This window comes from Geminicoccus roseus DSM 18922, from assembly GCF_000427665.1.
GTDB lineage: Bacteria > Pseudomonadota > Alphaproteobacteria > Geminicoccales > Geminicoccaceae > Geminicoccus > Geminicoccus roseus.
Genome location: NZ_KE386572.1, coordinates 2156872 through 2181317 on the forward strand (window position 1 = coordinate 2156872; position 24446 = coordinate 2181317).

The 24446-nt window shown below is 70.7% G+C and carries 19 protein-coding genes and 1 other RNA gene; 12 read left to right on the forward strand and 8 right to left on the reverse strand.

Annotated elements, in window-relative coordinates; all coding sequences use genetic code 11:
• Positions 1–29 precede the first annotated feature (29 nt).
• From GEMRO_RS0111170 to thyX, 5 genes are all read right to left on the reverse strand, one after another.
• Positions 30–485: a hypothetical protein gene (locus tag GEMRO_RS0111170; protein WP_157505545.1), complete on the reverse strand. Its 456-nt coding sequence runs from the start codon at positions 483–485 to the stop codon at positions 30–32.
• A gap of 127 nt (positions 486–612) precedes the next feature.
• Positions 613–1014: a hypothetical protein gene (locus tag GEMRO_RS32610; RefSeq protein ID WP_051328957.1), complete on the reverse strand. Its 402-nt coding sequence runs from the start codon at positions 1012–1014 to the stop codon at positions 613–615.
• Between the two features lie 7 nt (positions 1015–1021).
• Positions 1022–1843 (reverse strand): TIGR02587 family membrane protein, encoded by an 822-nt coding sequence (locus tag GEMRO_RS0111180; RefSeq protein ID WP_027134052.1) that lies wholly within the window; start codon positions 1841–1843, stop codon positions 1022–1024.
• 125 nt (positions 1844–1968) lie between these two features.
• On the reverse strand, positions 1969–2805 hold the full coding sequence (locus GEMRO_RS29095; RefSeq protein WP_051328958.1) for an OmpA family protein: 837 nt from the start codon (positions 2803–2805) through the stop codon (positions 1969–1971).
• A 196-nt stretch (positions 2806–3001) separates the two neighbouring features.
• Positions 3002–3937 (reverse strand): FAD-dependent thymidylate synthase, encoded by a 936-nt coding sequence (thyX, locus tag GEMRO_RS0111190; protein ID WP_027134053.1) that lies wholly within the window; start codon positions 3935–3937, stop codon positions 3002–3004.
• Positions 3938–4031: 94 nt separating this feature from the next.
• On the opposite strand from thyX, the gene ssrA reads away from it, so the two are divergent.
• Both ssrA and GEMRO_RS0111200 read left to right on the forward strand, forming a co-directional pair.
• Positions 4032–4370, forward strand: a transfer-messenger RNA (tmRNA) gene (ssrA, locus tag GEMRO_RS33435).
• A gap of 51 nt (positions 4371–4421) precedes the next feature.
• Positions 4422–4934: an SspB family protein gene (locus tag GEMRO_RS0111200; protein ID WP_027134054.1), complete on the forward strand. Its 513-nt coding sequence runs from the start codon at positions 4422–4424 to the stop codon at positions 4932–4934.
• Here the strand turns inward: GEMRO_RS0111200 and GEMRO_RS29100 are convergent.
• Positions 4898–5719 carry an AraC family transcriptional regulator gene (locus tag GEMRO_RS29100; protein ID WP_051328959.1) on the reverse strand — a complete coding sequence of 274 codons (822 nt, stop codon included), beginning with the start codon at positions 5717–5719 and terminating at the stop codon, positions 4898–4900. The genes GEMRO_RS0111200 and GEMRO_RS29100 overlap by 37 nt on opposite strands.
• An 89-nt stretch (positions 5720–5808) precedes the next feature.
• Between GEMRO_RS29100 and GEMRO_RS0111210 the strand changes: the two genes are divergently transcribed.
• A complete protein-coding gene (locus GEMRO_RS0111210) occupies positions 5809–7035 on the forward strand; it encodes an MFS transporter (RefSeq protein ID WP_027134055.1) in 1227 nt (408 codons plus the stop codon).
• Between the two features lie 30 nt (positions 7036–7065).
• Complete coding sequence (gene fumC / locus GEMRO_RS0111215) at positions 7066–8469, forward strand: class II fumarate hydratase (RefSeq protein WP_027134056.1); 1404 nt, start codon at positions 7066–7068, stop codon at positions 8467–8469.
• On the opposite strand, the gene GEMRO_RS0111220 is transcribed toward fumC, so the two are convergent.
• On the reverse strand, positions 8378–11302 hold the full coding sequence (locus GEMRO_RS0111220; protein WP_027134057.1) for an AsmA family protein: 2925 nt from the start codon (positions 11300–11302) through the stop codon (positions 8378–8380). The genes fumC and GEMRO_RS0111220 overlap by 92 nt on opposite strands.
• 91 nt (positions 11303–11393) lie before the next feature.
• Entirely contained in the window at positions 11394–12323 is a 930-nt protein-coding gene (locus GEMRO_RS0111225) for a tyrosine-type recombinase/integrase (RefSeq protein WP_027134058.1), read from the reverse strand.
• A 51-nt stretch (positions 12324–12374) separates the two neighbouring features.
• Here GEMRO_RS0111225 and GEMRO_RS0111230 point away from each other — a divergent pair, with 51 nt between their 5' ends.
• The 8 genes from GEMRO_RS0111230 (at position 12375) to atpC (ending at position 24419) form a co-directional block, all read left to right on the forward strand.
• Positions 12375–14579 carry a primosomal protein N' gene (locus tag GEMRO_RS0111230; protein WP_051329593.1) on the forward strand — a complete coding sequence of 735 codons (2205 nt, stop codon included), beginning with the start codon at positions 12375–12377 and terminating at the stop codon, positions 14577–14579.
• 137 nt (positions 14580–14716) lie between these two features.
• Complete coding sequence (locus tag GEMRO_RS29105) at positions 14717–16666, forward strand: glycoside hydrolase family 15 protein (protein ID WP_157505546.1); 1950 nt, start codon at positions 14717–14719, stop codon at positions 16664–16666.
• 91 nt (positions 16667–16757) lie between these two features.
• Entirely contained in the window at positions 16758–19274 is a 2517-nt protein-coding gene (locus GEMRO_RS0111240) for an NAD-dependent epimerase/dehydratase family protein (protein ID WP_027134060.1), read from the forward strand.
• Positions 19275–19520: 246 nt separating this feature from the next.
• The gene (locus GEMRO_RS0111245) at positions 19521–20081 is read left to right on the forward strand and encodes a F0F1 ATP synthase subunit delta (RefSeq protein ID WP_027134061.1); all 561 of its coding nucleotides are present in this window, start codon (positions 19521–19523) and stop codon (positions 20079–20081) included.
• Complete coding sequence (gene atpA, locus GEMRO_RS0111250) at positions 20081–21616, forward strand: F0F1 ATP synthase subunit alpha (RefSeq protein WP_027134062.1); 1536 nt, start codon at positions 20081–20083, stop codon at positions 21614–21616. The genes GEMRO_RS0111245 and atpA overlap by 1 nt, the downstream gene beginning before the upstream one ends.
• A 20-nt stretch (positions 21617–21636) precedes the next feature.
• The gene (locus tag GEMRO_RS0111255; RefSeq protein WP_027134063.1) at positions 21637–22524 is read left to right on the forward strand and encodes a F0F1 ATP synthase subunit gamma; all 888 of its coding nucleotides are present in this window, start codon (positions 21637–21639) and stop codon (positions 22522–22524) included.
• Positions 22525–22552: 28 nt separating this feature from the next.
• Entirely contained in the window at positions 22553–23983 is a 1431-nt protein-coding gene (atpD, locus tag GEMRO_RS0111260) for a F0F1 ATP synthase subunit beta (RefSeq protein WP_027134064.1), read from the forward strand.
• A gap of 22 nt (positions 23984–24005) precedes the next feature.
• Positions 24006–24419 carry an ATP synthase F1 subunit epsilon gene (atpC, locus tag GEMRO_RS0111265; RefSeq protein WP_027134065.1) on the forward strand — a complete coding sequence of 138 codons (414 nt, stop codon included), beginning with the start codon at positions 24006–24008 and terminating at the stop codon, positions 24417–24419.
• Positions 24420–24446: the final 27 nt, after the last annotated feature.

The following is a 24446-nucleotide window of genomic DNA, read 5'->3' on the forward strand; positions in this document are numbered from 1 at the left end:
CCGGCCGGAACAGGCGGGACCGGCCCCGGTCAGCCGTCCTGCTGGGGCAGGCCGTAGCCCAGCGTGGTCAGCCGTTCCCGGGCGCCCGGCAGCATCCCCTCCAGCAGGGCCAGTTCGTCGCGCGACATCCGGATCTCGTTGCCGGGCTCGGGATGGCGCACCAGCGTGATCGCGCCGCCGCTGTTCAGGGCCGCCAGGTCGGCTCCGTCCACGAACGGCCCGGCGCTGGCAAGCTGTCCGCCCTCGGCGGCCGCTGCCGGGTCGCTTTCCAGCGCCTGCCGGCACAGGCCGGCGAAGCCGTTGATCTCGGCCTCCTCGGCGGCCAGTTCCAGGACCTGGCCCTGCGCCGGGGTGCCGGCTTCGTCCTTGTGCCACCAGCCGATCTCGACCGTTCCCCGGTCGGGCAGGTGGCGCACGATCAGGAGCCGGGTGTCGTCCAACCTGACCGTCGCCAGAACCACCGCGTCCTCGTTCGTCCTGGCCATCGCGTTCATCCCTTGCCGCTGCGCAACCGGCATCCGCACCGCCCATGGGTGCGGGCATGCCCGTTCCTCATCAACCGGGTTGCTCCCCCAAGGGTTGCCATCGCCTTTGGCGGTAGTGCCTTCCGGCCTAGGGATCGCGGTAGCCCAGCACCTGCAGCTCGAGCCGGTCCGGGTCCGGCCGGTGGCGGAACAGCAGCGTGCCATGCCGGAGCGAATGGCCGGGAACATAGTCGAAGCTCAGCTCGCCCCGCTCCTCCTCGCCGCCCGGACCCTCGGAGCGCACGGCCACCCGCGCCTCGGCGGCGGTGCGGCCGCCCTGGTTGGCGACCGCCAGGGCGAGCTGGAACCCGGCCGGCCCCCGGGTGATCGATTCGACCCGGACCGTCAGCTCGGCCGGGGCATGCGCTCCGCTCAGCCCGTCCCACACCAGGTAGCCGACCACGCCCGCCGCGCAGGCGCCGCCCAGGGTCGCGGCGATCCATTCCAGCAGGGGCGTGTGGGGCTCGTCCCGGTCGTGCCGTTCGCTCATGGCCGCCTCACACGATCAGGCGGGCGGTGGCGGCGCCGATCGAGGATGGGAAGCCCAGCACCACGGTCATGGTGAGAAGCTGGGTCAGCCCGGCATCGTCGCCGCGCCCGAACGTCCAGAGAATATAGGCGCTGACCGTCAGGGCCAGGCCGTAGCCGGCCAGGCTGAAGCGGAAGAACACCTCCAGGAAGCTCAGGTTCGCCGGCCAGGCCTCCTGCCCGGAAAAGCCCAGATTGTAGACCAGCAGGTGCAGGAGGGTGACGGAGACCAGCGCCAGCAGCACGGCCTGCCACGCGCTGACCTGCTGCGCGATCACCTGGATCTCGTCGGTCGGCGCCACGTTGAAGGCCACGAACACCGCGCCCGCGATCATCAGGAGCAGTTCGCCGCCATAGCTGGCTCCCTTGGGCGGGGCATCCTCCTCGTCCGGCGCGCCGGTGAACTGGGCGCGTGCCAGGATCGCCCCGATCCCGGCCGGCACCGACTGGACCGCGATCTTGCCGACCCATTCGCCGGGCGCCATGGTCCGGTCCAGCAGGCCGAACAGGGTCAGGAAGGCCAGGGCGATCAGGGTGCCGATCGCGTAGGCGGACAGGGCGTCGCAGACATCGTCGCGCCAGCGGATGTTCTGCTGGAAGCCGACCCGGCGCGACAGGCCGACCAGCAGCACCACCCCCAGGGCTACGAACAGGGCCAGGCGGAAGCGGTCCATGTGGAAGCCCAGCCGCCACATCTCCATGGTCATCAGGAGCGGGAAGGCGAACAGGATGGCCCCGCCGGCAGCGCGGGCGATCTCGCGGGCGTAGTCCCGGTTGGAGGTGTCGGCCATGGCGGGCCCGGTCCATCACCGCTGGCTTGGAGCTGGAAAAAGAAAGACCCGCGCGGGACGGGCCGCGCGGGTCTTCCTGGATCGCTACCGAACCGGACGAAGCTCGTCCGGTCCGCGCACGGAGGTCAGCGCTGGCGCACTTCCACGCGGCGATTGAGCGGCTCGGCCACGCCGTCGCCGGTCGGGACGGCGAGCTTGGTCTCGCCGAAGCCCTGGATGGTCAGGCGCGAGCTGTCGACGCCCTGGCTCTCCAGGTACTCGGAGACCGATTCGGCGCGACGCACCGACAGGCCCATGTTGTACTCGGCCGGGCCGACCGTGTCGGTGTGACCCCAGACCAGCAGGCGCTTGTTGGTGTCGGCGACGAGTTCCGCGGCGATGGCGTCGAGTTCAGGCTTGAACTCTTCCTTCACGACCGCCTTGTCGAAGTCGAACAGCACGTCGGACGAGAGCGAGATGATCTCGACCTCTTCCACCGGCGTCAGGGCGGCGATCGCGTCCTCGAAGCCGGTCCGGCAGGTCGTGATGTCGTTGACCTGGAAGTTCTCTTCCTGCTGCTCCATCCAGCAGTCGAAGCTGGCCTGGGCCTTCGCGGCGGTCGCCGGGTCGGCCTGGGCCTGCTCGGTCGACAGCGTGCTCACCAGCAGCGAACGCGCTTCGGTGAGCGTGCCCACCATGTCCTGCGGCAGCTTGCGGGCGCTGATCGGCGTCGGCTCCGGCGCGGTGCCGCCGGCAGCCTGCTTGGCCCGCTCGGTGTAGAAGAGCGAATCCTTCCAGTCGTACTGGTCGTATTCAGACTGCGAAAGGGATGTGTACTCCTTGAAGAGCGCCTGGGTGAACGCGTCACCGCTGGCGTTGGTCCTCTTCAGGTCGTTCAGCCCAGACGTCGAGGTGAAGGCCGAGCACCCAGTAAGGAGCGCGAGCATTCCAACCCCGGCGATCTGGCGGATTTTGGATTTCATGATACCTCCGCGCGTTCGTCCGTGACAAATTTCCTAACGCCTCGGACGCCGCAGGCGCCGTGAGCGGGGTTCAGCATAAGGGCTCCGCCGCAAATATGTCGCTAACACCCGGGCCCTCCCCGCATTTCTGGCCCGGTTGCGACAACGAAGCAACGTCCTGTCGGACCAAGAGCACAATTTTGCCGTCCCGTGCGTGTCAAACATCTAGTTTGTGCATCAGTTCCCGCCACTCGCGTGGGGAAAGTCCACTCTGTTCAACTGTCACTTTCTCGCCACCAAGCATCCGCCGCACCACCGCAAGTGCCGGGCCGGACAGTTCCAGCGCATCGAGCCGGTAGTCGGTGAAGGCCTCGTAGGTTGCCGGCACCCAGCGGCGCAGCACGTCGGCCAGCACCTCGGCATAGGCGCGGATCTCCGCCTGCGCGTGCGGGTCGAGGCGCAGCGCCACGAAATGCAGCAGGTTGTGCAGGTCGGTCTTCCAGTACCACTGCGTGTAGGTGGAGAGCGGCAGCACCACCCGGGCCAGCTCGCGGGCGACGCTGGGACTTCCCTCCGTCACCGGCTTGCCCTCGCCGTCGTCGTTGAGCAACTCGTGGTAGCGGCGGAACGCCTCCTCGCCGCCTGTACGGATGCTCTCGCGCACCGCCTCGGCGTCCTCCGGTGCCAGCGAGGCGCCGCGTCCCTGCCGGTTGTCGACCGACTGCACCGCCACCCCGGCGGCTTCCGGCACGTAGATCTCGTCGTCCAGCACCGAGTAGCGGGCCGAATACTCGTTCACCGCCGCGGTGCGGTGGCGGATCCACTGCCGGGCGATGAAGATCGGCAGCTTCACGTGCAGCTTGATCTCGCACATCTCGAACGGCGAAGTGTGCCGGTGGCGCATCAGGTAGCGGATCAGGCCGCGGTCGTCGGACACCTTGCGGGTGCCCTTGCCGTAGGAGACCCGGGCCGCCTGGACCACCGCCGCGTCGTCGCCCATGTAGTCGACCACCCGGATGAAGCCGTGGTCGAGCACCGGCAGCGCCTGGAACAGGATCTCCTCGAGCGCCGGCACCACCGGGCGGCGGCTCGGCGCGGGTTCGGCCGCGCGCAGCTCGTCGATCTCGGCCGACTGGCTCTCGTTCAACCGCATGATCGGCCTCTTCATGGTGGGGCGCTTCAGACCGTGCGCGGGCGAGGGGCTCGCCCGGGCCGGCTTCTGGTACACGAAGGAACTGTCACTCGGCACCCTTCCATCGTGACGGTTTCGCACCTATATTCGGGCTGTCGGCGCAAGCCGACTATGGCGATAAACATCACACGGCATAAGCGTTGCGGACCCGGGGGCAGAGCCCGGCGCCTCCACCACTTCGCCGGGGCCAGTTCCTGATCAGGACTGTCCCTGGCATCCATGGGGGCGAATCAGGATCGACGTGCGTAGTAAAGGTGTGACTTTTGCCCGGCATGGTACCGCCGTTACCGGACTAAAACACAAGTGCCAACGACAATAGCCGTCTGGCCCTCGCTGCCTAATCATTAGGTAAGCGCGGTTCGGGGGGGCGCCGGGCAACAGAAGCCCCCCCACTTCGATGAGAGCTTCCGGACGTTTTCCGGCCCAGTGCGGCTTCAAGGTCGAGATGAGCAAGGACACCATTTTCTACGGCCATCTGGTCGAGCAGGCGCTGCGTGGGGTTGTCCGTGACGTCTTGTCCCGGGTCGCGCGCGAGGGCATGCCGTCCCCGCATCATTTCTACATCACCTTCCGCACCGACCATCCCGGGGTCGGCCTGGCAGCCTCGCTGCGCGAGCGCTATCCCAACGAGATGACCATCGTCCTCCAGCACCAGTACTGGGACCTGGAAGTCGACGACGAGACCGTGGCGGTCACGCTGAGCTTCAACAATCAGCCGCAGCGCATCGTGATCCCGTTCGCCGCGCTGAAGGTGTTCGCCGATCCGGGCGTCGAGTTCGGCCTGCAGTTCACCATCGAGCCGACCGCCGCCGAGCCGGCCGCCGAGACCGTGCCGCTGCTGGCGGCCCGCGAGCGCGAGGCCAGGGCCGAGGTCGGGGCGCCGGGCGAGGACGCCGAGGAGCCGGTGCCCGAGGGCGGCGCTCAGATCGTTTCCCTGGACCGCTTCCGCAAGCGCTGAGCCAGGCGGCCGGGCGCCGTCCCGGTCATCCGCGCAAGCGCCTGGTGAAAGGCGCTGCGGCTGCGATAGCCCACCGCCAGCGCCGCCGCCTCGACCTTGCTCCCCGCCTGGAGCAGGGCCACCCCGCGCTCCAGCCGCATCCTCGCCCGCCAGGCGCGGAACCCGATCCCCATCTCCGCCGCGAACAGGCGCGCCAGCGTCCGCTCGCTGCTGCCGATCCGGCTGGCCCAGGTCAGGAGCGGGGCCGGGTCGGCGGGATTCGCCCGCAGCGCCGCGCACAAGCGCGCCAGCCTCGGGTCGCGCGGCTCCGGCAATAGCAGGCCCGCCTCCGGCGCACGGGTGACCTCGTCCACCAGCAGGGTCGCGAACGCCGCGGCCCGGGCACCCGCCGGCTCCTCGGCGGCAGCCTGCACGATCAACGCGCGCAGCAGCGGGCTCACCTGGATCACCCGGCAGGCCGCAGCCGCCCCGCCGGGCGGGATGCCCAGCAGGCCGGGTGCCGCATAGAGCGTGCGCATTGCGACCGCCCCGGCCACCTCGATGGCGTGCGGCATCCCGGCCGGGACCAGCACCGCGTGGCCGGGCGGCACCAGCCAGAGCGCCGCCGGGATCCGGACCCGCATGGTGCCGTCTGCCGCGAACACCAGCTGGTCGCGCTCGTGCCGGTGGGTGGCGAACCCGGTCCCTTCGGGAATGTCCACCGCATAGGCCGAGAGCAGGCTCCGGTCCCGGTCGATCTCCCGGTCGTCGGACAGGCGGCGCAGCAGGACCCGGCTGGACATCATGGCAGGTAGCCGCACAAGTTCGGCAGGACGCGCCAACCTGCCATTGCGATGATCGCCCCGGCAACCCTCCCGCCAGGGAATCCGGCCCGATGACCGACCACCGTCGCCTCTGCCTGCTGGTCAACGCTTCCCACTTCCTGGACCATTATCTCCTGCTGGTCCTGCCGACCGCGGCGATCGCCATGCCGGTCTGGTTCGGTGCCAGCTATGCGGAGCGTCTGGGGTTGGGCTTCGGCATGACCCTGGCCTTCGGCTTCGGCCACCTGCCGTTCGGATTCCTGGCGGACCGGGTCCCGCGCGTCGCCATTCTGCGCCTGTTCCTGTTCGCCAGCGCCGGCGCGGCCCTGCTGGTGGCGCTGGCCCGCAGCCCGTTCGAGCTGGCGGCGGCCGGCACCCTGCTTGGCGCTGCGCTCGCCATCTACCACACGGTCGGCACGCCGTTGGTGGTGGCCTGCATGGGCAGCTCCGGCCGCCATCTGGGCGTCAACGGCGTGTGGGGCAATGCCGGCGTGGCGACCGCCTCGCTTGGCACCGCCGTGCTGATGGGCTTTGGCGGCTGGCGGGCGGCCTTCATCGTGCCGGGGCTCCTGGCGCTGGCCCTGGGCATGCTGTCCTTGCGCCTGCAGGGCCCTCCTGCCGCCCCAAGGGAGCCCGTCGATCCGGTTCGCTCCGCAACCGGCGCCGGCAGCCGGCGTGCCTTCGGGGTGCTGGCGCTATCCGCGCTGATGGGCGGCCTGCTGTTCCAGGCGCTCACCTTCGCCCTGCCCAGGCTCCTGGCCGACCTGGCCGAAGCCGGGCAGGACGGCCTGGTGGGCGTCGGCATGCTGGTTGCCGCCACCACTCTTCTGGGGGCGCTGGCGCAGTTCGCCATCGGCCGCCTGGCCGAGCACCTCCCGGCCGGCCGGCTGTTCCAGGGCCTGAACCTGGTCCTGCTCGCAGGCCTGGCCCTGGTCGCCACCGGCCAGGCCCTGGCGGTGGCGGCCGGCGTGGCGATGGCGATGATCGCGCTGTTCGGCCTGTTCACCGTCGAGGACGGCATGATGATGGCGGTGATCCCGCCCTCCTGGCGCTCGCGCGGGATGGGGCTGGCCTACCTGGCCTCGTTCTGCACGGCCGGGGCGGCCCTGCCGCTGGTGGCCTGGAGCCGGGAGGCTGGCGGCGGCGGCTTCGGCCTCCTGGCGCTGCTCCTGCTGGGGCTGGCCGCCGTCACCTTCCTGGCCGGCCTGTTCCTGCCGGCGCGTCTCACCGGCCCGGCCGGGATCCTGCGCCAGGACGGAGCGCAACCGTTGACGGATGGCGCGAAAGTCGCGACCTGAGCCGCAAACATGGGTGCAGGAGCGCACAGGATGAGTGATTCCCAGGAAGTCCGGGTCGAGAGCGACACGTTCGGGCCGATCGAGGTCCCGGCCCACCGCCACTGGGGCGCCCAGACCCAGCGCTCGCTCCAGAACTTCAGGATCGGCAACGAGCACATGCCGGCCCCGCTGGTCCGGGCGCTGGGCATCGTCAAGCTGGCGGCCGCCCGGGTGAATGTCGGCCTGGGCGAGCTCGACCCCAAGATCGGCGAGGCGATCGCCAAGGCTGCCGAGGAGGTGGTCGACCTCCGCCTGGTGGACGAGTTCCCGCTGGTGGTCTGGCAGACCGGGTCGGGCACCCAGTCCAACATGAACGCCAACGAGGTGATCGCCAGCCGCGCCAACGAGCTGACCACCGGCAAGCGCGGCGGCAAGTCGCCGGTCCACCCGAACGACCACTGCAACCGCGGCCAGTCCTCCAACGACACCTTCCCGACCGCCATGCACATCGCCGCCGGCGAGCAGGCGATGGGCGAGCTGATCCCGGCGCTGGAGCACCTGCACGCGGCCCTGGCGAAGAAGGCGGAGGAGTTCGCCGACATCATCAAGATCGGCCGCACCCACCTGCAGGATGCGACCCCGATGACGCTCGGCCAGGAGTTCGGCGGCTATGCCTGCCAGATCCAGTACGGCATCGAGCGGGTCAAGGTGGCCCTGCCGCGCGTCTGGTACCTGGCCCAGGGTGGCACCGCGGTCGGCACCGGGCTGAACGCCAAGAAGGGCTTCGCCGAGGGTTTTGCCGCCGAGGTCGCCAAGATCACCGGCCTGCCGTTCGTGACGGCACCCAACAAGTTCGAATCGCTGGCCTCCCACGACGCCATGGTCGAACTGTCCGGCGCGCTCAACACGCTGGCGGTCTCGCTGATGAAGATCGCCAACGACGTGCGCCTGCTGGGCTCGGGGCCCCGCTGCGGCCTAGGGGAGATCTCCCTGCCCGAGAACGAGCCCGGCAGCTCGATCATGCCCGGCAAGGTCAACCCGACCCAGTCCGAGGCGCTGACCATGGTCTGCGCCCAGGTGATGGGCAACCATGTCGCGGCCAGCATCGGCGGCTCCAACGGCCATTTCGAGCTGAACGTGTTCAAGCCGGTGATCATCTACAACGTGCTGCAGTCGATCCGGCTGATCGCGGACGGCTGCCGCTCCTTCACGGACAATTGCGTGGTCGGGATCGAGCCGAACCGCGAGCGTCTGGCCAAGATCATGAACGAGAGCCTGATGCTGGTGACGGCGCTGAACCCCAAGATCGGCTACGACAACGCCGCCAAGGTCGCCAAGAAGGCGCACAAGGAGGGGACCACCCTCAAGGAGTCGGCGCTGGCGCTCGGGCTTCTGACGGAGGAGGAGTTCGATCGGCTGGTCCGTCCGGAGCTGATGCTGGGTCCGTCGGACTGAGCTCGACCAGCTGGATCCGCCCGGGCGGCCCGACCAGGCGCAGCCCGGGCCGGTCCGGCTCCGGCAGGAGCGTGGCGTCCAGGAACCAGACCGGCAGGTCCAGCATCATCTCCAGGTAGCGCCGGCTCTCGTCGGGCAGGTCCACGGCCAGCTGCGGCGGGCTGCTGCGCAGGATGCCGCGCTCGACCTCGAACCGCCCCTCGATGCTGGAGAACGCAAACGGCGGGGCGTCGGCGCCGGTGGCCGGCGGGATGCTGCCCGGCCCCATCGCCAGCCGCACGTCGCCGATCAGGTCGCCCACCATGGCGGCCACCGAGCGGCCGCGGCCGGCCAGGTCGACCTCCCCGGCCAGCATCCCCCGGGGCGCCCGGCCGACCCCGAGCAGCTCGCCCATCCGGCCGGCGTCGATCTCGTCGAGGGTGAGGGACAGGCCCAGCAGCGGCACGTCGCCGGTGCCGTCTAGGGCGACGTCGCCCCGCAGCCGGCCCCCCGAGGGCAGCGTCAGGTCGAGCCGCTCCAGGTCGAGCCGGCCGCCCTCCAGCCGCACCCGGCCGAGCGCGCCGTTCTCGGTGGTCCCCAGCCGGCGCAGGCTCAGGTCCAGGTCGGCGTCGAACATCCAGCCCCAGTGCAGGTCCCGGGCCGGCCAGTTGCCGGGCCAGCGCAGGGGCGAGCCGGGCGCGAAGGACAGGGCGGCCGAGGCCGTGTCGTAGAGGGCCTGTAGGGATTCCGGCGTCAGCGTGCCCAGCGCCAGCTGGCCGGCCAGGCGCGGATGGCCCTCGGTGAAGCGCAGGCCGAGCTGGCCGGTGGCGCGCAGCGGCCCGGCATCCAGCTCGACCTGGCCCAGCCAGTGGCCGTCCTTGCCCCGCGAAAGGTCGGCGCCGGCGGCCAGGGGGCCTGCCAGCGCCCGCGCCTCGACCGGCAGCAGCGCCACGTCGGCCAGCAGCGCCGCCAGGTCCGGCGCGTCGGCCTGCACCCGCAGCATGGTGGCCTCCGCCTGGGCGCCGCTGCCCAGGATCCCGCTCACCAGCAGCTGCCGCGCGCCGCTGCTGGCGTCCAGCATCACCCCCAGGCGGTCGGCCGGGCCGCGCAGCGAGGCGGTGCCCTCCAGCAGGCCCAGCCGCCCGAGCCAGGGCAGCTCCATGTCCAGGATCGAGGCGATCCGGGCGGGCTTGGGCGCGTCCAAGCCCACCACCAGGTCCAGCGCCGCCATCTCCGGCTCGATCGAGCCGGCCAGGGTCAGGTGCAGGTCGTCGGGACTGCCGGCCGAGGCCTCGGCGATCACCAGCCGGCCCTGGTCGCGCGACGCCTCGACCGCCACGTCGCCGATCCAGGCCTGGCCGCGCGACAGCCGGCCGATCCGCAGGTTCGCGACCCCGTCCGGCAGCCGCGCCAGCAGGCCGGACCAGCCGCCAGGCTCCGCGAACCATTCGTCCAGGTCCAGCCGGTCGACCGCGCCATCCGCCGCGATCCGCCCGCCGGCAACGGCCAGCCTGCCCTCGAAGCCCGACTGGTCGGATTGCAGCACGGCCTCGGCCAGCTCGATCCGCTCCGGGCTCCAGCTCAGCCGGCCCTCGACCAGCAGCGCGCCCGGCTTGTCGGGGGCCAGCCAGTCCGGCAGGCGGCCGAGCTGTCCCAGCACCGGCCGGGCGCTCGGCAGGTCCAGGCTGACCAGACCTTCCAGCATCGGCCGCGGCCCCGGCAGGAAGCGTCCCTGCTCCATCCGGAACGCGCCGTCGGCGGCGATCGAGGCGGCGGCACGCCCGATCGCGATGCTCCCCTCCGGCTCGATCCGCCCGGTCAGGTCCAGGCTGGGCAGGGCGACCCCGTTCAGGCTGGCGTCGCGGCCGGTGATCCTGGCCTCGACCCGGTAGCCCAGCAGCGGCTCGGGCAGGCCGGCGCTCGCCAGGGCGGGCAGGCCGTCCAGGCCAGCGCCGCGCAGGTCGAGCCGGAGCGTGCCGGTGCGGCTGGCGCTGGCCAGCTCCAGGCTGCCGGCAAGGCTGGCCTCGCCCGAGACGGCATTGAGCTCGGTCAGGCTGAACCCGGCCGGCGAGACGTCCAGGCGCGCCTCGCCCTGCCAGGGGCGGTCCGGCGGCAGCGCCGCCAGCGGGCCAAGCCAGGGCGGCAGGGCTTGGCGCGCCTCGGCGCCGATCCGGCCGAACAGGCGGTCTTGGGCCAGCAGGCCGCGCCAGGACAGGACGGTCGCCTCCGCCTCGTCGCCCAGGCGCAGGGTCACGTCCGAGGGGACCCCGCCGGTGGAATCCGCCCGGCGGAAGGAGGCGCTGAGCGTCAGTGGCTGCCCGTCGGCGCTGGCCGCCACCTCCACCCGGGTCTCGCCGGCCTCGTCCTGGCTGCGCTCCAGGCTCATCCCGGACAGGGTCAGCGCAGGCGCGCCCGGGACCACCTGCAGGTCCAGCGTCGCGTCGACGATGTCGATCGAGCCGACCCCGCCGCCTTGCGCCAGCAGGAACAGATCGTGCGGGCGCAGAGGCGCTGCCAGCTGCGGGCGCACCATGGTGAGCGAGGTCACCGGCTCCTGGCCGGTCAGCAGGTCGAGCGGGGAGAGCGCCAGCTCGATCCGGTCGGCGCCGGCCAGCAGCCGTCCGTCGCCGGCGGCCTCGACCCTGGGCGTCATGATCACCGCCTCGGGCCTCGGCACGAAGCGCAGCCCGATCGGCCCGCTCAGCCGGATCGGGACGCCCAGCGCCTTGCCCAGCGATTCTTCGGCGGTCCGGCGGACGCGTTCCGGATCGGAGAGCAGGTAGAAGCCACCCGCCGCTCCAACAAAGATTGCCGCCGCCGCGACCAGGATCAGGAGGACGGCACGCAGGGGCATCGTATCGTTCAGGCTCGACCAGACAAAGAACGTGGCGACCCTAGGAAAACAGATCGCACAACGCAAACAGGACTGTCACATCCAGCGCGGATCACGCCCGAGGATGGGTGGCACCATAGAGCTGGTATAATTTTTCCTGATCCACGCGGGTGTATTTCTGCGTGGTCGACAGGCTGGCATGGCCCAGCAGTTCCTGGATCGAGCGCAGGTCGGCGCCGCTCTCCAGCAGGTGGGTGGCGAAGCTGTGGCGCAGGGCGTGCGGGGTGGCGCTCTCGGGCAGGTTGAGCACACCGCGGATCTGGCGGATCCGCCGGCGCACCGCGTCCGGGTCCAGGCGCTTGCCGCGGATCCCCAGGAACAAGGGCGTGTCCGGGCCGTGCGCGTGCGGGCAGGCCAGGAGATACGCCGCCAGCGCCTCGGCCACCGCCGGCAGCACCGGCACGTCCCGGACCTTGTCGCCCTTGCCGCGCACCCGCAGCGTGCGCAGCGTGGCCGGGTCCGCCGGCAGGGCGCTGCGGGCAAGGCCCAGGGCCTCGCCGATCCGCAGCCCGCAGCCCCACAGCAGCAGGAGCAGGGCCACGTCGCGCTTGATCACGAAGGGCGGCGCCCCCTCGCCCAGGAGGCCGGCCACGTCGTGGGCCTGCTCGATGGTGAGCGGCCGGGGCAGGCGGCGCGGCACCGGCGGGGTGCGCAGGGCGAACAGAGCCGGGTTGTGCATGCCCCGGCGCTTGTCCAGCCAGCGGAAGAACGAGCGCACCGCCGCCACCCCGCGCATCACGTAGCCGCGCGACAGGCCCTGGGCCTGGCGGTCGGCCAGCCAGGAGCGAAAATCGGCCGGGGTCAGCTCCATCAGCGCCTTGAGCGACGGCGGCCCGCCCAGGTGCCGGGACAGGAACAGGGCGAAGCGCCGGACCTCGTCGCCATAGTAGCCGACCGTCTCGGCGGAAAAGCGCCGTTCCTTGGCCAGCTCGCGCAGCCAGGCCAAAAGGGCGTCGTCCAGGTCGTCGGTACCGTGCAGCATGGCGTGATGCGGTAGCACAACGCCGCTTCCGTACCTATGTTCGCCGAGCGCATGACCCCCGATCTGTTCCCCGATTCGCTCAAGACCGTGCCCGTCGTGGTGACCGCGCCACTGGACGGCCCGTTCGACTACCTCCTGCCCGAGGGCCGGGCCATGCCGGTGCCGGGCGAGGTGGTGGCGGTGCCGTTCGGCCGCCAGGTCCTGCCGGGCGTGGTCTGGGACCATCCGCCGGCCCGCGCGGTCGATCCCGGCCGGCTGCGGCCGCTGGGACCCTCCCTGCCGATCCCGCCTCTGCCGGAGCCCTTGCGCCGCCTGGTCGCCCATGTGGCGAAGGAAACGGTCAGCCCGCGCGGCCAGGTGCTCAAGCTGGCGCTGTCCACCCATGCCGCCCTGGACGAGCCGCGCACCATCGACGTCTACAGCCCTGCCGCCGACCTGGCCGGGCGCAAGCTCACGCCCAAGCAGCGCCAGGTGGTGGAGCAGGCCGCCCTGGAGGCCCGCCCGCAAGCGGATCTGGCCCGCGCCGCCGGGGTGTCGGCGGCGGTCGTCAAGAAGCTGGTCGAGACCGGCGCGCTGCTGCCCGAGAGCCGAATCGTGGAGGAGCCCTGGCCGATCCCCGACCCGGATCGTGTCCAGGTGACGCTGAACGAAGGCCAGGCCGCCGCCGCCTATCGGCTGGAGCAGGCGGTGACCGCCCGCGAATCCGCCGCGTTCCTGCTGGACGGGGTGCCGGGCTCGGGCAAGACCGAGGTTTATTTCGCCGCGATCGCTGCCTGCCTGAAGGCCGGCCGCCAGGCCCTGGTGCTGCTGCCGGAGATCGCGCTGACCAGCCAGTGGTCGGCGCGTTTCGCCCGTGCGTTCGGGGTGCCGCCGGTCACCTGGCACGCCGATATCGGCTCGGCCCGCCGGCGCAAGATCTGGCGCGCCGCCATCGAGGGCAAGGTGCCGCTGGTGGTCGGCGCCCGCTCGGCGCTGTGGCTGCCGCTCCAGGACATCGGCCTGATCGTGGTCGACGAGGAGCACGACACCTCGTTCAAGCAGGACGACGGCGTTGCCTATCAGGCCCGCGACGCCGCCATGGCCCGGGCGCGCTTCGAGAACTGCCCGATCGTGCTGGCCTCGGCCACGCCGTCGTTGGAGACGGTGGTCGCCACCCGCAGGGACGGCCCGGACCGGATCCAGCGCCTGGTCCTGCCCGAGCGGCACGGCAGCGCGCCGCCGCCGCCGGTCGAGATCGTCGACCTGCGCTCGACCAAGCGCCGTCGCGATTCCGGCTTCCTCGCCCCCCGGCTGGCCGACGCCCTGCGCGCCACCCTGGAGCGCGGCGAGCAGGCCCTTTTGTTCCTGAACCGGCGCGGCTACGCCCCGCTCTCCCTTTGCCGCGCCTGCGGCCACCGCTTCCGCTGCCCGAACTGCAGCGCCTGGCTGACCGCGCACCGCCTGCGCCGGCGCCTGCAATGCCATCACTGCGGCTTCTCGATGCCCGAGCCCGAGCATTGTCCGGAATGCGGCACGGTCGACGCGCTGGCCCTGTCCGGCCCGGGCGTGGAGCGGATCGCCGACGAGGTCCGCCACCGCTTCCCCAAGGCACGCACCGCCCTGCTCACCAGCGACACCGCCACCACCGCCGGCCAGGCGGCGGCGATCGTGGAAGGGGTCGAGCGCCACCAGATCGACGTGCTGATCGGCACCCAGATGGTCGCCAAGGGCCACCACTTCCCCGATCTCACGTTGGTGGGCGTGGTCGACGGCGATCTGGGCTTGAGCGGCGGCGACTTGCGCGCCGCCGAGCGCTCCTTCCAGCTGCTCTACCAGGTCTCCGGCCGGGCCGGCCGCGCCGACAAGCCCGGCACCGTCCTGGTGCAGACCCATCTGCCGAACCACCCGGTGATGCGCGCCCTGGCGTCCCGCGACCGCGACCGCTTCATCGCGGCCGAGATCGAGGAGCGCGAGGAGGGCGGGCTGCCGCCGTTCGGCCGGCTGGCCTCCCTGATCCTGTCCGGGCCGCGCCAGCAGGACGTCCAGGCCGCCGCCCGCCACCTGGCCCTGGCGGCCCCGGTGCAGCCCTCGGTGCGGGTCCTGGGCCCGGCGCCGGCGCCGATCGCCCTCTTGCGCGGCCGCTGGCGCGAGCGGCTCCTGGTGCGCGCCAGCCCGGAGATCGACCTGCCCGAATGGCTGCGCGGCTGGCTGGAGCCGGTCCGCCTGCCGTCCTCGGTGATGCTGTCGATCGACGTCGACCCCTACGACTTCCTCTGACCCCCCCGGACCGGGCGGGCGACGCAACCCTCAGGGCGGCTTGCCCGTATCCTCCAGTGCCAAAGCGGCGTCGGGCCGCTTCGGCCAGGAAGGGCGGACGATGACCTCTACCAGCGCCGGTGGACCAGCGGCCGGCCATGGCCATGGCTGAGCCGGACGAAGGCGGTCGGCCGCCGATTGCCGGCTATGCCCTGATCGGCGACTGCCATGGCAGCGCGCTGGTCAGCCAGGACGGCAGCATCGACTGGTGCTGCATGCGCCGCTTCGACGCCGACCCGGTGTTCTTCCGGATCCTGGATGCCCGAAGGGGCGGGTTCTGGAGCGTCGTCCCTGAGGACCTCGTCGGGACCAGCCGCGCCTACCTGCCCGGCACCAACATCCTGCGCACCCTGTTCGCCACCAGGACGGGCCGGCTGTCGGTCACCGACTTCATGCCGGTCGGGCGCAGCCGCGACGCGGGGGTGCACGACTACGCCTCGCTCAGGGCGCCGTGCTGGCTGGTGCGCCGCTTCGAGGTGCTGGAGGGCCGGGTACGCTTCCTCACCAGGGTCCACCCGCGCGGCAGCGACTTCGCGACCACGCCCCTGGAACTGCACCAGGACGGCCAGGCACTGCGGTGCGGCGGGTTCACCCTTTGGTGCGGCGGCACGGCAACGCTTGGCGAGGATGGCGCCGACTTCACGTTCGATCTCGCGGCCGGGCAGGTCGAAACCGCCGTCATGACCGAGGCGGAGCCTCTGGCCGATCCACGCCGGCACGGCGATCTGCTGTTCGGGATCACCCGGAGCTTCTGGGAGGAATGGAGCGCGTACAACCGCTATCGCGGCGAGCATGCCGAGGTTGTCCGGCGTAGCGCTCTGGCGCTGAAGCTTCTGACCTATGCCCCGACCGGCGCGGTGGTGGCGGCGCCGACCACCTCCCTGCCCGAGCAGATCGGTGGCGGGCGCAACTGGGACTATCGCTACTGCTGGCTGCGTGATTCGAGCTTCACCCTCTATGCGCTGGGGGTGCTGGGCTATTCCGGCGAGGCGGCCAGCTTCGCGGATTTCCTCGCCCGTCGCTGCCTGCGCGAGGGCGAGGCCCCGCAAATCATGTACTCGGTCGACGGCGAGGCGAACCTGCCGGAGCGGCGGCTGGACCAGCTGGCGGGCCATGCCGGCAGCCGGCCGGTGCGGACCGGCAACGGCGCCTTCGACCAGGTCCAGCTCGACGTGCATGGCGAGGTGCTGGACTGGGCCCTGCTGCGGCGCACCCTGGGCAGCCGGCTCGGCCGCGACGAGGCCAGCCTGCTGCGCGCCTCGGCCGACCATGTCTGCCGGATCTGGCGGGAGCCGGACCAGGGCATCTGGGAGGCGCGGGGCGGCCCGCGCCAGTTCACCCATGGCAAGGCGATGGCCTGGGTGGCGCTCGACCGGGCCCGCAGGCTGTTCGGCGACGAGCCGGTCTGGTGCCGGGAGCAGGCGGCCATCCTGGAGGCCATCCTGGGCGAGGCGCTGACCGGCGATCCGCCATACCTGGCCCGCGAGCTGGGCGGGACGGACAGCGACGCCGCCCTCCTGCAGCTTCCCCTGCTGGGCCTGCCGATCCCGCTGCCGGTGCTGGACGCCACGATCCGGCGCATCGAGCGGGACCTGGGCGATGGCGATCTGATCTACCGCTACCGCGGCGACGACGGCCTTGATGGTGGCGAGGGCGCCTTCTTCATCACCAGCTTCTGGCTGGTCGACGCCATGCTGGTCACCGGCCGCGCCGCCGAAGCCCGGGCGCTGTTCGGGCACCTGCTCGCAAGGGCCAACGATGTCGGCCTCTACGCCGAGCAGGTCGACCCCCAGACCGGTGCCCATCTCGGCAATTTCCCGCAGGCCTTCACCCATCTGGCGCTGATCTCCAGCGCCACCCTGCTCCATCTCCACGACCTGGCCGGACCTGAGGCCCTGGCCGGCACCCATGCCGACCGCGCCCGCCGCCTCGTGGGGGCCACCAAAGGGGCGAAGGCCCTGTTCTACGCCCTGTGGCGCAACCGCGGCGTCCGCCTGCTCCGCTCGACCGCCTCGGTCCTCGACCTGGACCCGGGCAACCAGGCCTAGGGGCTGTTCGGCCGCGCTGCATGCAACCCGCTCCCGCCGCCGCCCGTTTCATGGGCTCGTGATCCAGCAGCTCCCAGTCTCAGGAAACGTTATGAACAACGAGGTGGTCCTGATCACCGGCGGCAGCGGCTTCGTCGGCAGCGGCATCGTCGCCCGGCTGGAACCGCGCTACCGGGTCGTGGTCCTGGACCGGCACCCGCCGGAAGGTGCGGCGCCCGGCGTCGAGTTCGAGAAGATCGACCTCACCGCCAAGGACAGCCTGGACGAGGCGCTGGCCAGGGTCGCCGGGCGGCACGGGCCCCGGATCGCCTCGGTGATCCACCTGGCGGCGTTCTTCGACGAGACCGGCAAGCCCAACCCGAAATACCGGGAGATCACCGTCGAGGGCACACGGCGCCTGCTGGATGCCCTGGAGCCCTACGAGGTCGATCAGTTCGTGTTCGCCAGCACCATGCTGGTGCACCGGGCCGGCCAGCCCGGCGAGACGGTGGACGAGACCACCCCGCTCGACCCGAAATTTCCCTACCGCGCCTCCAAGGTCGAGACAGAGCGGCTGATCCACGAGCGGCACGGCGAGCGGAAGGTGGTCAATCTCCGCCCGGCCGGCATCTACGACGATGGCGGCCACAACCCGTTCCTGGCCCACCAGATCGCAAGGATCTACGAGCGCCGCCTGGAGGGCCGCGTCTATCCGGGCGACCTCGCCACCGGCCAGTCCTTCCTGCACCGGGACGACCTGGCCGAGGCCGTGGCCCGGCTGGTCGAGCGTCGCGCCGCGCTGCCGCCCGAACTGCCGCTGCTGCTGGGCGAGCCGGACGTGATGCCGTTCGGCGAGCTGCAGGAGGAGATTGGCCGCCTGGTCCACGGCGACGCCTGGCAGACCTGGCAGGTGCCCAAGCCGCTCGCCAAGGCCGGCTCCTGGGTCCAGGCCGAAATCCTGGACGACGACCCGTTCATCCGGCCCTACATGGTCGAGATGGCCGACGACCATTACCGGCTGGACATCGGCCGGGCGCGCGACCTGCTGGGCTGGGAGCCCCGTCACCGCCTGCGCGACATGCTGCCGGCGATGATCGCAGGCCTGAAGGCCGATCCGCCGGCCTGGTATCGCGCCAACCGCCTGAACGCCCATGCGGTGGCCGGCACCGCGCCGAAGGAGGAGGGGGATCAGGGCGGCATGGACCACGAGCACCACCAGCAGCACATGGCCAAGATGGAGGCCATGGCGAGCCGGCTGATGTGGTGCCACTTCACCGTAATCGGTCTGGGCGCCTGGCTGCTCACCAGCCCCTTCCAGTTCGGCCTGTTCGATCCGGCCGGCTTCCAGCCGGTGCGCGACGTCACCGCCGAGCGCGGGCTTTGGGACGTCGCCACCCGCGCCGCGCTGAACGGCTGGAGCGACGTGCTCGCCGGCCTGCTCCTGATGACGTTCGGGGCGATGTCGCTCACCCGGCGCTTTGCCTGGGCGCCCTGGGGCACCACCGGCGTCGGCCTGTGGCTGCTGTTCGCCCCGCTGCTGGTCTGGTCGCCCAGCGGTGCTGCCTATGCCAACGACATGATCGTCGGCGCGTTCGCCATCGCCCTGTCGGTGCTGGTCCCGATGATGCCCGGGATGAGCCATGAGGGCATGATGGACGAGAACGACGTGCCGCCCGGCTGGTCCTACTCGCCCTCGTCCTGGGTGCAGCGCCTGCCGATCATCGCGCTGGGCTTCTTCGGCTTCCTGATCGCCCGCCAGCTGGCCGCCTACCAGCTGGGCTACACCGACCACATCGTCGAGCCGTTCTTTGCCGGCGTCGGGGGCCGCAACGGCTCGGAGCACATCGTCACCTCCGACGTCTCCCGCGCCTGGCCAATCGCCGATGGCGGGCTCGGCGCCAGCAGCTACCTGATCGAGGCGCTGATGGGCGCCATGGGCTCGTCCAAGCGCTGGCGGACCATGCCCTGGATGGTGACCTTCTTCTTCATCCTGGTGGTGCCGCTGGGCGGGGTGTCGATCTTCTTCATCGTCATCCAGCCGATCATGATCGGCACCTACTGCACCCTCTGCCTGGTCGCCGCCGCCGCCATGCTGGCGATGATCCCGCTGACCCTGGACGAGGTGGTGGCGATGACCCAGTACATGCTGCGCAGCCGCCGCGCCGGCAGGCCGTTCTGGCGCACCTTCTTCCAGGGCGGCCCGGACATCGGCGGCGCCGTCGAGAAGGGCGTCGGCTTCGACCGGCCGCTCGGCCGGCAGGCGCTGGATTCGGTGCGCGGCGTCACCCTGCCCTGGACGCTCGCGGCCAGCTGCGCGGTCGGCGCCTGGCTGATGTTCAGCCGGCTGGTGTTCGGCGCCGAGGGGCTGCTCGCGGACAGCGACCATCTGGTGGGCGCCATGATCATCACCGTGGCGGTATGCGCCATGGCCGAGGTGGTCCGGCCGCTGCGCTTCCTGAACCTGGTCCTCGGCGCCTGGCTGGTCGCGGTGCCCTGGCTGCTGGACGGGGTCGGCGCCGCCGCGGCGGCCAACGAGGTGGCGTGTGGCCTGCTGGTGATCGGCCTCAGCCTGCCGCGCGGCCGGCGCAGCGACGCCCATTACGGGGCGGCCGACCGGTGGGTCTTCTGAGCCACGCGGTTGGGACCTCCGGTCACACCCGGGCGGTTTCCGAACCCGCCTCTTGTGGCTTTTGGGAGCCAAGCCGCCGTGCTTGCAGGGTTTTCCCGCGCGAAAAGTCCAAGACCGGAGCCCTGGCGACGGCGTCGTTCGCTTGCAGGGCTCACAGGGTCGTGTTATCCGCCGCACCGCCGAAAGTCGGGCGGTGTGATGCCGACGCTATACGCGTGCCGCCCGTAGCCGAAGACGGGGTTCCGTTTGTCTGCCAGAACAGCCACGAGTTCGGGATTGGCTGCGCGCTATGCGCAGGCGATGTTCGAGCTGGCGACCGAACAGGGCGCCTTGGATCAGGTCGCTACCGACCTGGACAAGCTCGACCGGACGATCGCCGAAAATTCGGAACTCGCGCGCCTGCTCGCGAGCCCGGTCGTCACCCGCGAGCAGCACGCCAGTGCGATCTCGTCGGTAGCCGCCAAGTTGGACTTGAGCGAGACCACCCGGAAGTTCCTGGGGGTCCTCGCCGCCAAGCGCCGGCTCTACGCGCTGCCGTCGATCGTGGACTCGTTCCGCGCCCGGCTGGCCGAGCAGCGTGGCGAGGTGACCGCCGAGGTGGTCTCCGCCAAGGAGCTCGACAAGAAGCAGGTCGCTGCGCTGCAGGACGCGGTCACTGCGCACACCGGCAAGAAGGTCCTGCTGGACACCAAGGTCGACCCCTCGCTGATCGGCGGGCTGGTGGTCACCGTAGGTTCGGTCCAGGTGGACGCATCCTTGAAGCGGAAGCTTCAGCAACTTGACGTCGCGATGAGAGGGTTGGGCTGATGGATATCCGTGCCGCTGAGATTTCGGCGATCCTGAAGGACCAGATCGCGAACTTCGGGGCCGAGGCAGAGACCTCCGAGGTCGGCCAGGTCCTGTCGGTCGGTGACGGCATCGCCCGCGTTCATGGCCTGGACGACGTGCAGGCCGGCGAGATGGTCGAGTTCGCCGACGGCACCAAGGGCATGGCGCTGAACCTCGAGGAGGACAATGTCGGCGTCGTGATCTTCGGCAGCGACAGCGCGATCCGCGAGGGCGACGTCGTCAAGCGCACCAACGCCATCGTGGACGTCCCGGTCGGCAAGGGCCTGCTCGGCCGCGTGGTCGACGGCCTGGGCAACCCGATCGACGGCAAGGGCCCGATCCAGACGACCGAGCGTCGCCTGGTCGAGGTGAAGGCGCCGGGCATCATCCCGCGCAAGGGCGTGCACGAGCCGATGCAGACCGGCCTGAAGGCCGTGGACGCGCTGATCCCGATCGGCCGCGGCCAGCGCGAGCTGATCATCGGCGACCGCCAGACCGGCAAGTCGGCGGTGGCGATCGACGCCTTCATCAACCAGAGGGCCACCAACGAGGCCGCTGGCGACGACGACAGCAAGAAGCTGTTCTGCATCTATGTCGCGGTCGGCCAGAAGCGCTCCACCGTCGCGAAGCTGGTCAAGACCCTGACCGACTACGGCGCCATGGAATACTCGATCGTGGTGGCCGCCACCGCGTCCGAGCCGGCGCCGATGCAGTTCCTGGCGCCGTACACCGGCTGCACCATGGGCGAGTACTTCCGCGACAACGGCATGCATGCCGTGATCGTGTACGACGACCTGTCCAAGCAGGCGACCGCCTATCGCCAGATGTCGCTCCTGCTGCGCCGCCCGCCGGGCCGCGAGGCGTACCCGGGCGACGTGTTCTACCTGCACTCGCGCCTCTTGGAGCGCGCCGCGAAGCTCGGCGAGAGCAGCGGCCTCGGCTCGCTCACCGCGCTGCCGATCGTCGAGACCCAGGCGAACGACGTGTCCGCCTACATCCCGACCAACGTGATCTCGATCACCGACGGCCAGATCTTCCTGGAAACCGACCTGTTCTACCAGGGCATCCGCCCGGCGGTGAACGTCGGCCTGTCGGTGAGCCGCGTGGGCTCCGCCGCGCAGACCAAGGCGATGAAGAAGGTCGCCGGCAAGATCAAGCTGGAGCTGGCCCAGTACCGCGAGATGGCTGCGTTCGCGCAGTTCGCCTCCGACCTGGACGCCTCGACCCAGCGCCTGCTCAACCGCGGCGCCCGCCTGACCGAGCTGCTCAAGCAGGGTCAGTACCAGCCGATGGTGAACGAGGAGCAGGTCGCGGTCATCTATGCCGGCGTCAACGGCTACCTCGACAAGGTCAAGGTGTCCGACGTCGCCCGCTACGAGCAGGAACTGCTGGGCGTGCTGCGCGGTCGCGGCAACGAGATCCTGGTCTCGATCCGCGACACGAAGGACCTGACCTCCGAGACCGAAGCCAAGCTCAAGGCTCTGCTCGAAGAGTTCGGCAAGACCTTCGCCTGATTCGCAAAGGTCGCTGAACGATGCCAAGTCTCAAGGACCAACGCGCACGGATCTCGAGCGTCAAGCAGACGCGCAAGATCACGAGCGCCATGAAGCTGGTCGCGGCCAGCAAGCTGAAGCGTGCCCAGGAACAGGCGGAGGCCTCGCGGCCCTACGCCACCCGGATGGCCCAGATGCTGAGCAATCTGGCGGTCGGCGTGGCGGGGCAGCCCGATGCGCCGCCGCTGCTGGGCGGCACCGGCGAGGACCAGAAGTACCTGCTCATCGTCGCGACCGCGGATCGTGGCCTGTGCGGCGGCTTCAACAGCTCCATCGCGCGCGGCGCACGCCGCCGCATCCAGGAGCTGCAGGGCCAGGGCAAGGACGTCCGGATCATCTGCGTGGGCCGCAAGGGTCGCGACGCGCTGCGCCGCGACTACGGCAACCTGATCCTGCACACCTACGAGGGTGTCGCCGGCAAGAAGCGCATGGAGTTCGCGGACGCTCATGCCGTCGCCGAGCGCATCCTGGACATGTTCGGGGCGGGCGAGTTCGACGTCTGCGAGATCGTCTTCAACAAGTTCGTCTCCGCGATCCGCAACGAGCTGACCTTCCAGCAGCTCGTGCCGGCCGAGATCCCGCAGGTCACCCGGACCGAGGACGAGGAGCTGGGCGCTCCGTACGAGTTCGAGCCGGGCGAAGAGCAGATCCTGACCGAACTCCTGCCGCGCAACCTCGGCGTCCAGGTCTACCGGGCCCTGGTGGAGAACGCGGCGTCCGAGCAGGGCGCCCGGATGGCGGCGATGGACAGTGCCACCCGCAACGCGGGTGACATGATCAAGCGGCTGACGCTGATCTACAACCGGACGCGTCAGGCCCAGATCACCAAAGAACTGATCGAGATTATTTCCGGCGCCGAGGCGGTGTGAGTCGGAGGGGACCAGTCACATGAGCGACATGACCAAAGAAAACATCGCCACCGGCCGGGTAGTCCAGGTCATGGGGGCGGTCGTCGACTGCCGGTTCGAGGGCGGCAACCTGCCCGAGATCCTGACCGCGCTGCATCTGGAGAACCAGGGCAAGACCCTGGTGCTCGAGGTGGCGCAGCACCTGGGCGAGAACACCGTCCGCTGCATCGCCATGGACGCCACCGAGGGCCTGGCCCGCGGCGCCGAGGTGGTCAACACCGGCGCCCCGATCTCGATGCCGGTCGGCCGCGAGACGCTCGGCCGCATCCTGAACGTGATCGGCGAGCCCGTGGACGAGCGCGGCCCGCTGAACAACTCGCTGACCGCGCCGATCCATGCCCCGGCGCCGCTGTTCGTCGACCAGGCCACCGAGTCCGAGGTGCTGGTCACCGGCATCAAGGTCGTCGACCTGCTGACCCCCTACCCGAAGGGCGGCAAGATCGGCCTGTTCGGCGGTGCCGGCGTCGGCAAGACCGTGCTGATCATGGAGCTGATCAACAACATCGCGAAGGCGCATGGCGGCGTGTCGGTGTTCGCCGGCGTCGGCGAGCGGACCCGCGAGGGCAACGACCTTTATCACGAGATGATGGAATCGGGCGTCATCGACCTGGACGACCAGAGCAAGTCCAAGGTGGCGCTGGTCTACGGCCAGATGAACGAGCCGCCGGGTGCGCGTGCCCGCGTCGCCCTGTCCGGCCTGACCCTGGCGGAGTATTTCCGCGACCAGGAGGGCCAGGACGTCCTGTTCTTCGTCGACAACATCTTCCGCTTCACCCAGGCCGGCTCGGAAGTGTCGGCGCTCCTGGGCCGCATCCCCTCGGCGGTGGGCTACCAGCCGACGCTCGGCACCGACATGGGCGCCATGCAGGAGCGGATCACCTCGACCAAGAAGGGCTCGATCACCTCGGTGCAGGCCGTGTACGTGCCCGCCGACGATCTGACCGACCCGGCGCCTGCCACGACCTTCGCCCATCTGGACGCCACCACGGTGCTCAGCCGGCAGATCGCCGAGCAGGGCATCTATCCGGCGGTGGACCCGCTGGACTCGACCTCGCGGATCCTGGATCCGAGCGTGGTCGGCCAGGAGCACTACGACGTCGCCCGCTCGGTGCAGTCGACGCTGCAGCGCTACAAGGGCCTGCAGGACATCATCGCGATCCTGGGCATGGACGAGCTGTCCGAGGAGGACAAGCTGGTCGTGGCCCGCGCCCGCAAGATCCAGCGCTTCCTGTCGCAGCCGTTCTTCGTGGCCGAGATCTTCACCGGTTCGCCCGGCAAGCTCGTCCCGATCGAGGACACGGTGAAGGGCTTCAAGGGCATCGTGGCCGGCGACTACGACCACATCCCGGAGGCGGCCTTCTACATGGTGGGCTCGATCGACGAGGCCCTGGAGAAGGCCAAGAAGATGGCGGAAGCCTGATCCGGCAACGGGAGGAACGGCTTTGGCCGACAAGCTGCAGTTCGATCTGGTCTCGCCCGAGCGCGTGCTCGTCAGCGAGGCGGTCGACATGGTCGTCGTTCCGGGCGCCGAAGGCGACTTCGGCGTCATGGAGGGCCACGCCCCGATCATGGCCCTGCTGCGTCCGGGCCTGATCACCACCTACGAGGGCGACCGCCCCGGCAAGAAGATCTTCGTGGCCGGCGGGTTCGCGGAAGCGAACCCCAAGGGCGTGATCGTCCTGGCCGAGGCGGCCGACGTGCTGGGCGAGATGACGCCCGAGCAGGCGCGCCAGCTCCTTCAGGACGCCGAGGAGGACCTCCAGGTCGCGACCTCGGCCGACGAGGCCGAGCGCGCCAAGCTGGAGAAGTCGGTGGAGATCGCGCGCGCCCGCGCCGAGGCGTTCGCCGCGGCCTGAAGCCGTCGCGCATCGGGAAACCAGGAG

Bases quoted from the DNA above. Each gene is read 5' to 3' on its own strand.
- GEMRO_RS0111170 (WP_157505545.1), bottom strand. From the start codon at position 485: ATGGCCAGGACGAACGAGGACGCGGTGGTTCTGGCGACGGTCAGGTTG.
- GEMRO_RS32610 (WP_051328957.1), bottom strand. From the start codon at position 1,014: ATGAGCGAACGGCACGACCGGGACGAGCCCCACACGCCCCTGCTGGAA.
- GEMRO_RS0111180 (WP_027134052.1), bottom strand. From the start codon at position 1,843: ATGGCCGACACCTCCAACCGGGACTACGCCCGCGAGATCGCCCGCGCT.
- GEMRO_RS29095 (WP_051328958.1), bottom strand. From the start codon at position 2,805: ATGAAATCCAAAATCCGCCAGATCGCCGGGGTTGGAATGCTCGCGCTC.
- thyX (WP_027134053.1), bottom strand. From the start codon at position 3,937: ATGCGGTTGAACGAGAGCCAGTCGGCCGAGATCGACGAGCTGCGCGCG.
- GEMRO_RS0111200 (WP_027134054.1), top strand. From the start codon at position 4,422: ATGAGCAAGGACACCATTTTCTACGGCCATCTGGTCGAGCAGGCGCTG.
- GEMRO_RS29100 (WP_051328959.1), bottom strand. From the start codon at position 5,719: ATGATGTCCAGCCGGGTCCTGCTGCGCCGCCTGTCCGACGACCGGGAG.
- GEMRO_RS0111210 (WP_027134055.1), top strand. From the start codon at position 5,809: ATGACCGACCACCGTCGCCTCTGCCTGCTGGTCAACGCTTCCCACTTC.
- fumC (WP_027134056.1), top strand. From the start codon at position 7,066: ATGAGTGATTCCCAGGAAGTCCGGGTCGAGAGCGACACGTTCGGGCCG.
- GEMRO_RS0111220 (WP_027134057.1), bottom strand. From the start codon at position 11,302: ATGCCCCTGCGTGCCGTCCTCCTGATCCTGGTCGCGGCGGCGGCAATC.
- GEMRO_RS0111225 (WP_027134058.1), bottom strand. From the start codon at position 12,323: ATGCTGCACGGTACCGACGACCTGGACGACGCCCTTTTGGCCTGGCTG.
- GEMRO_RS0111230 (WP_051329593.1), top strand. From the start codon at position 12,375: ATGACCCCCGATCTGTTCCCCGATTCGCTCAAGACCGTGCCCGTCGTG.
- GEMRO_RS29105 (WP_157505546.1), top strand. From the start codon at position 14,717: ATGGCCATGGCTGAGCCGGACGAAGGCGGTCGGCCGCCGATTGCCGGC.
- GEMRO_RS0111240 (WP_027134060.1), top strand. From the start codon at position 16,758: ATGAACAACGAGGTGGTCCTGATCACCGGCGGCAGCGGCTTCGTCGGC.
- atpA (WP_027134062.1), top strand. From the start codon at position 20,081: ATGGATATCCGTGCCGCTGAGATTTCGGCGATCCTGAAGGACCAGATC.
- GEMRO_RS0111255 (WP_027134063.1), top strand. From the start codon at position 21,637: ATGCCAAGTCTCAAGGACCAACGCGCACGGATCTCGAGCGTCAAGCAG.
- atpD (WP_027134064.1), top strand. From the start codon at position 22,553: ATGACCAAAGAAAACATCGCCACCGGCCGGGTAGTCCAGGTCATGGGG.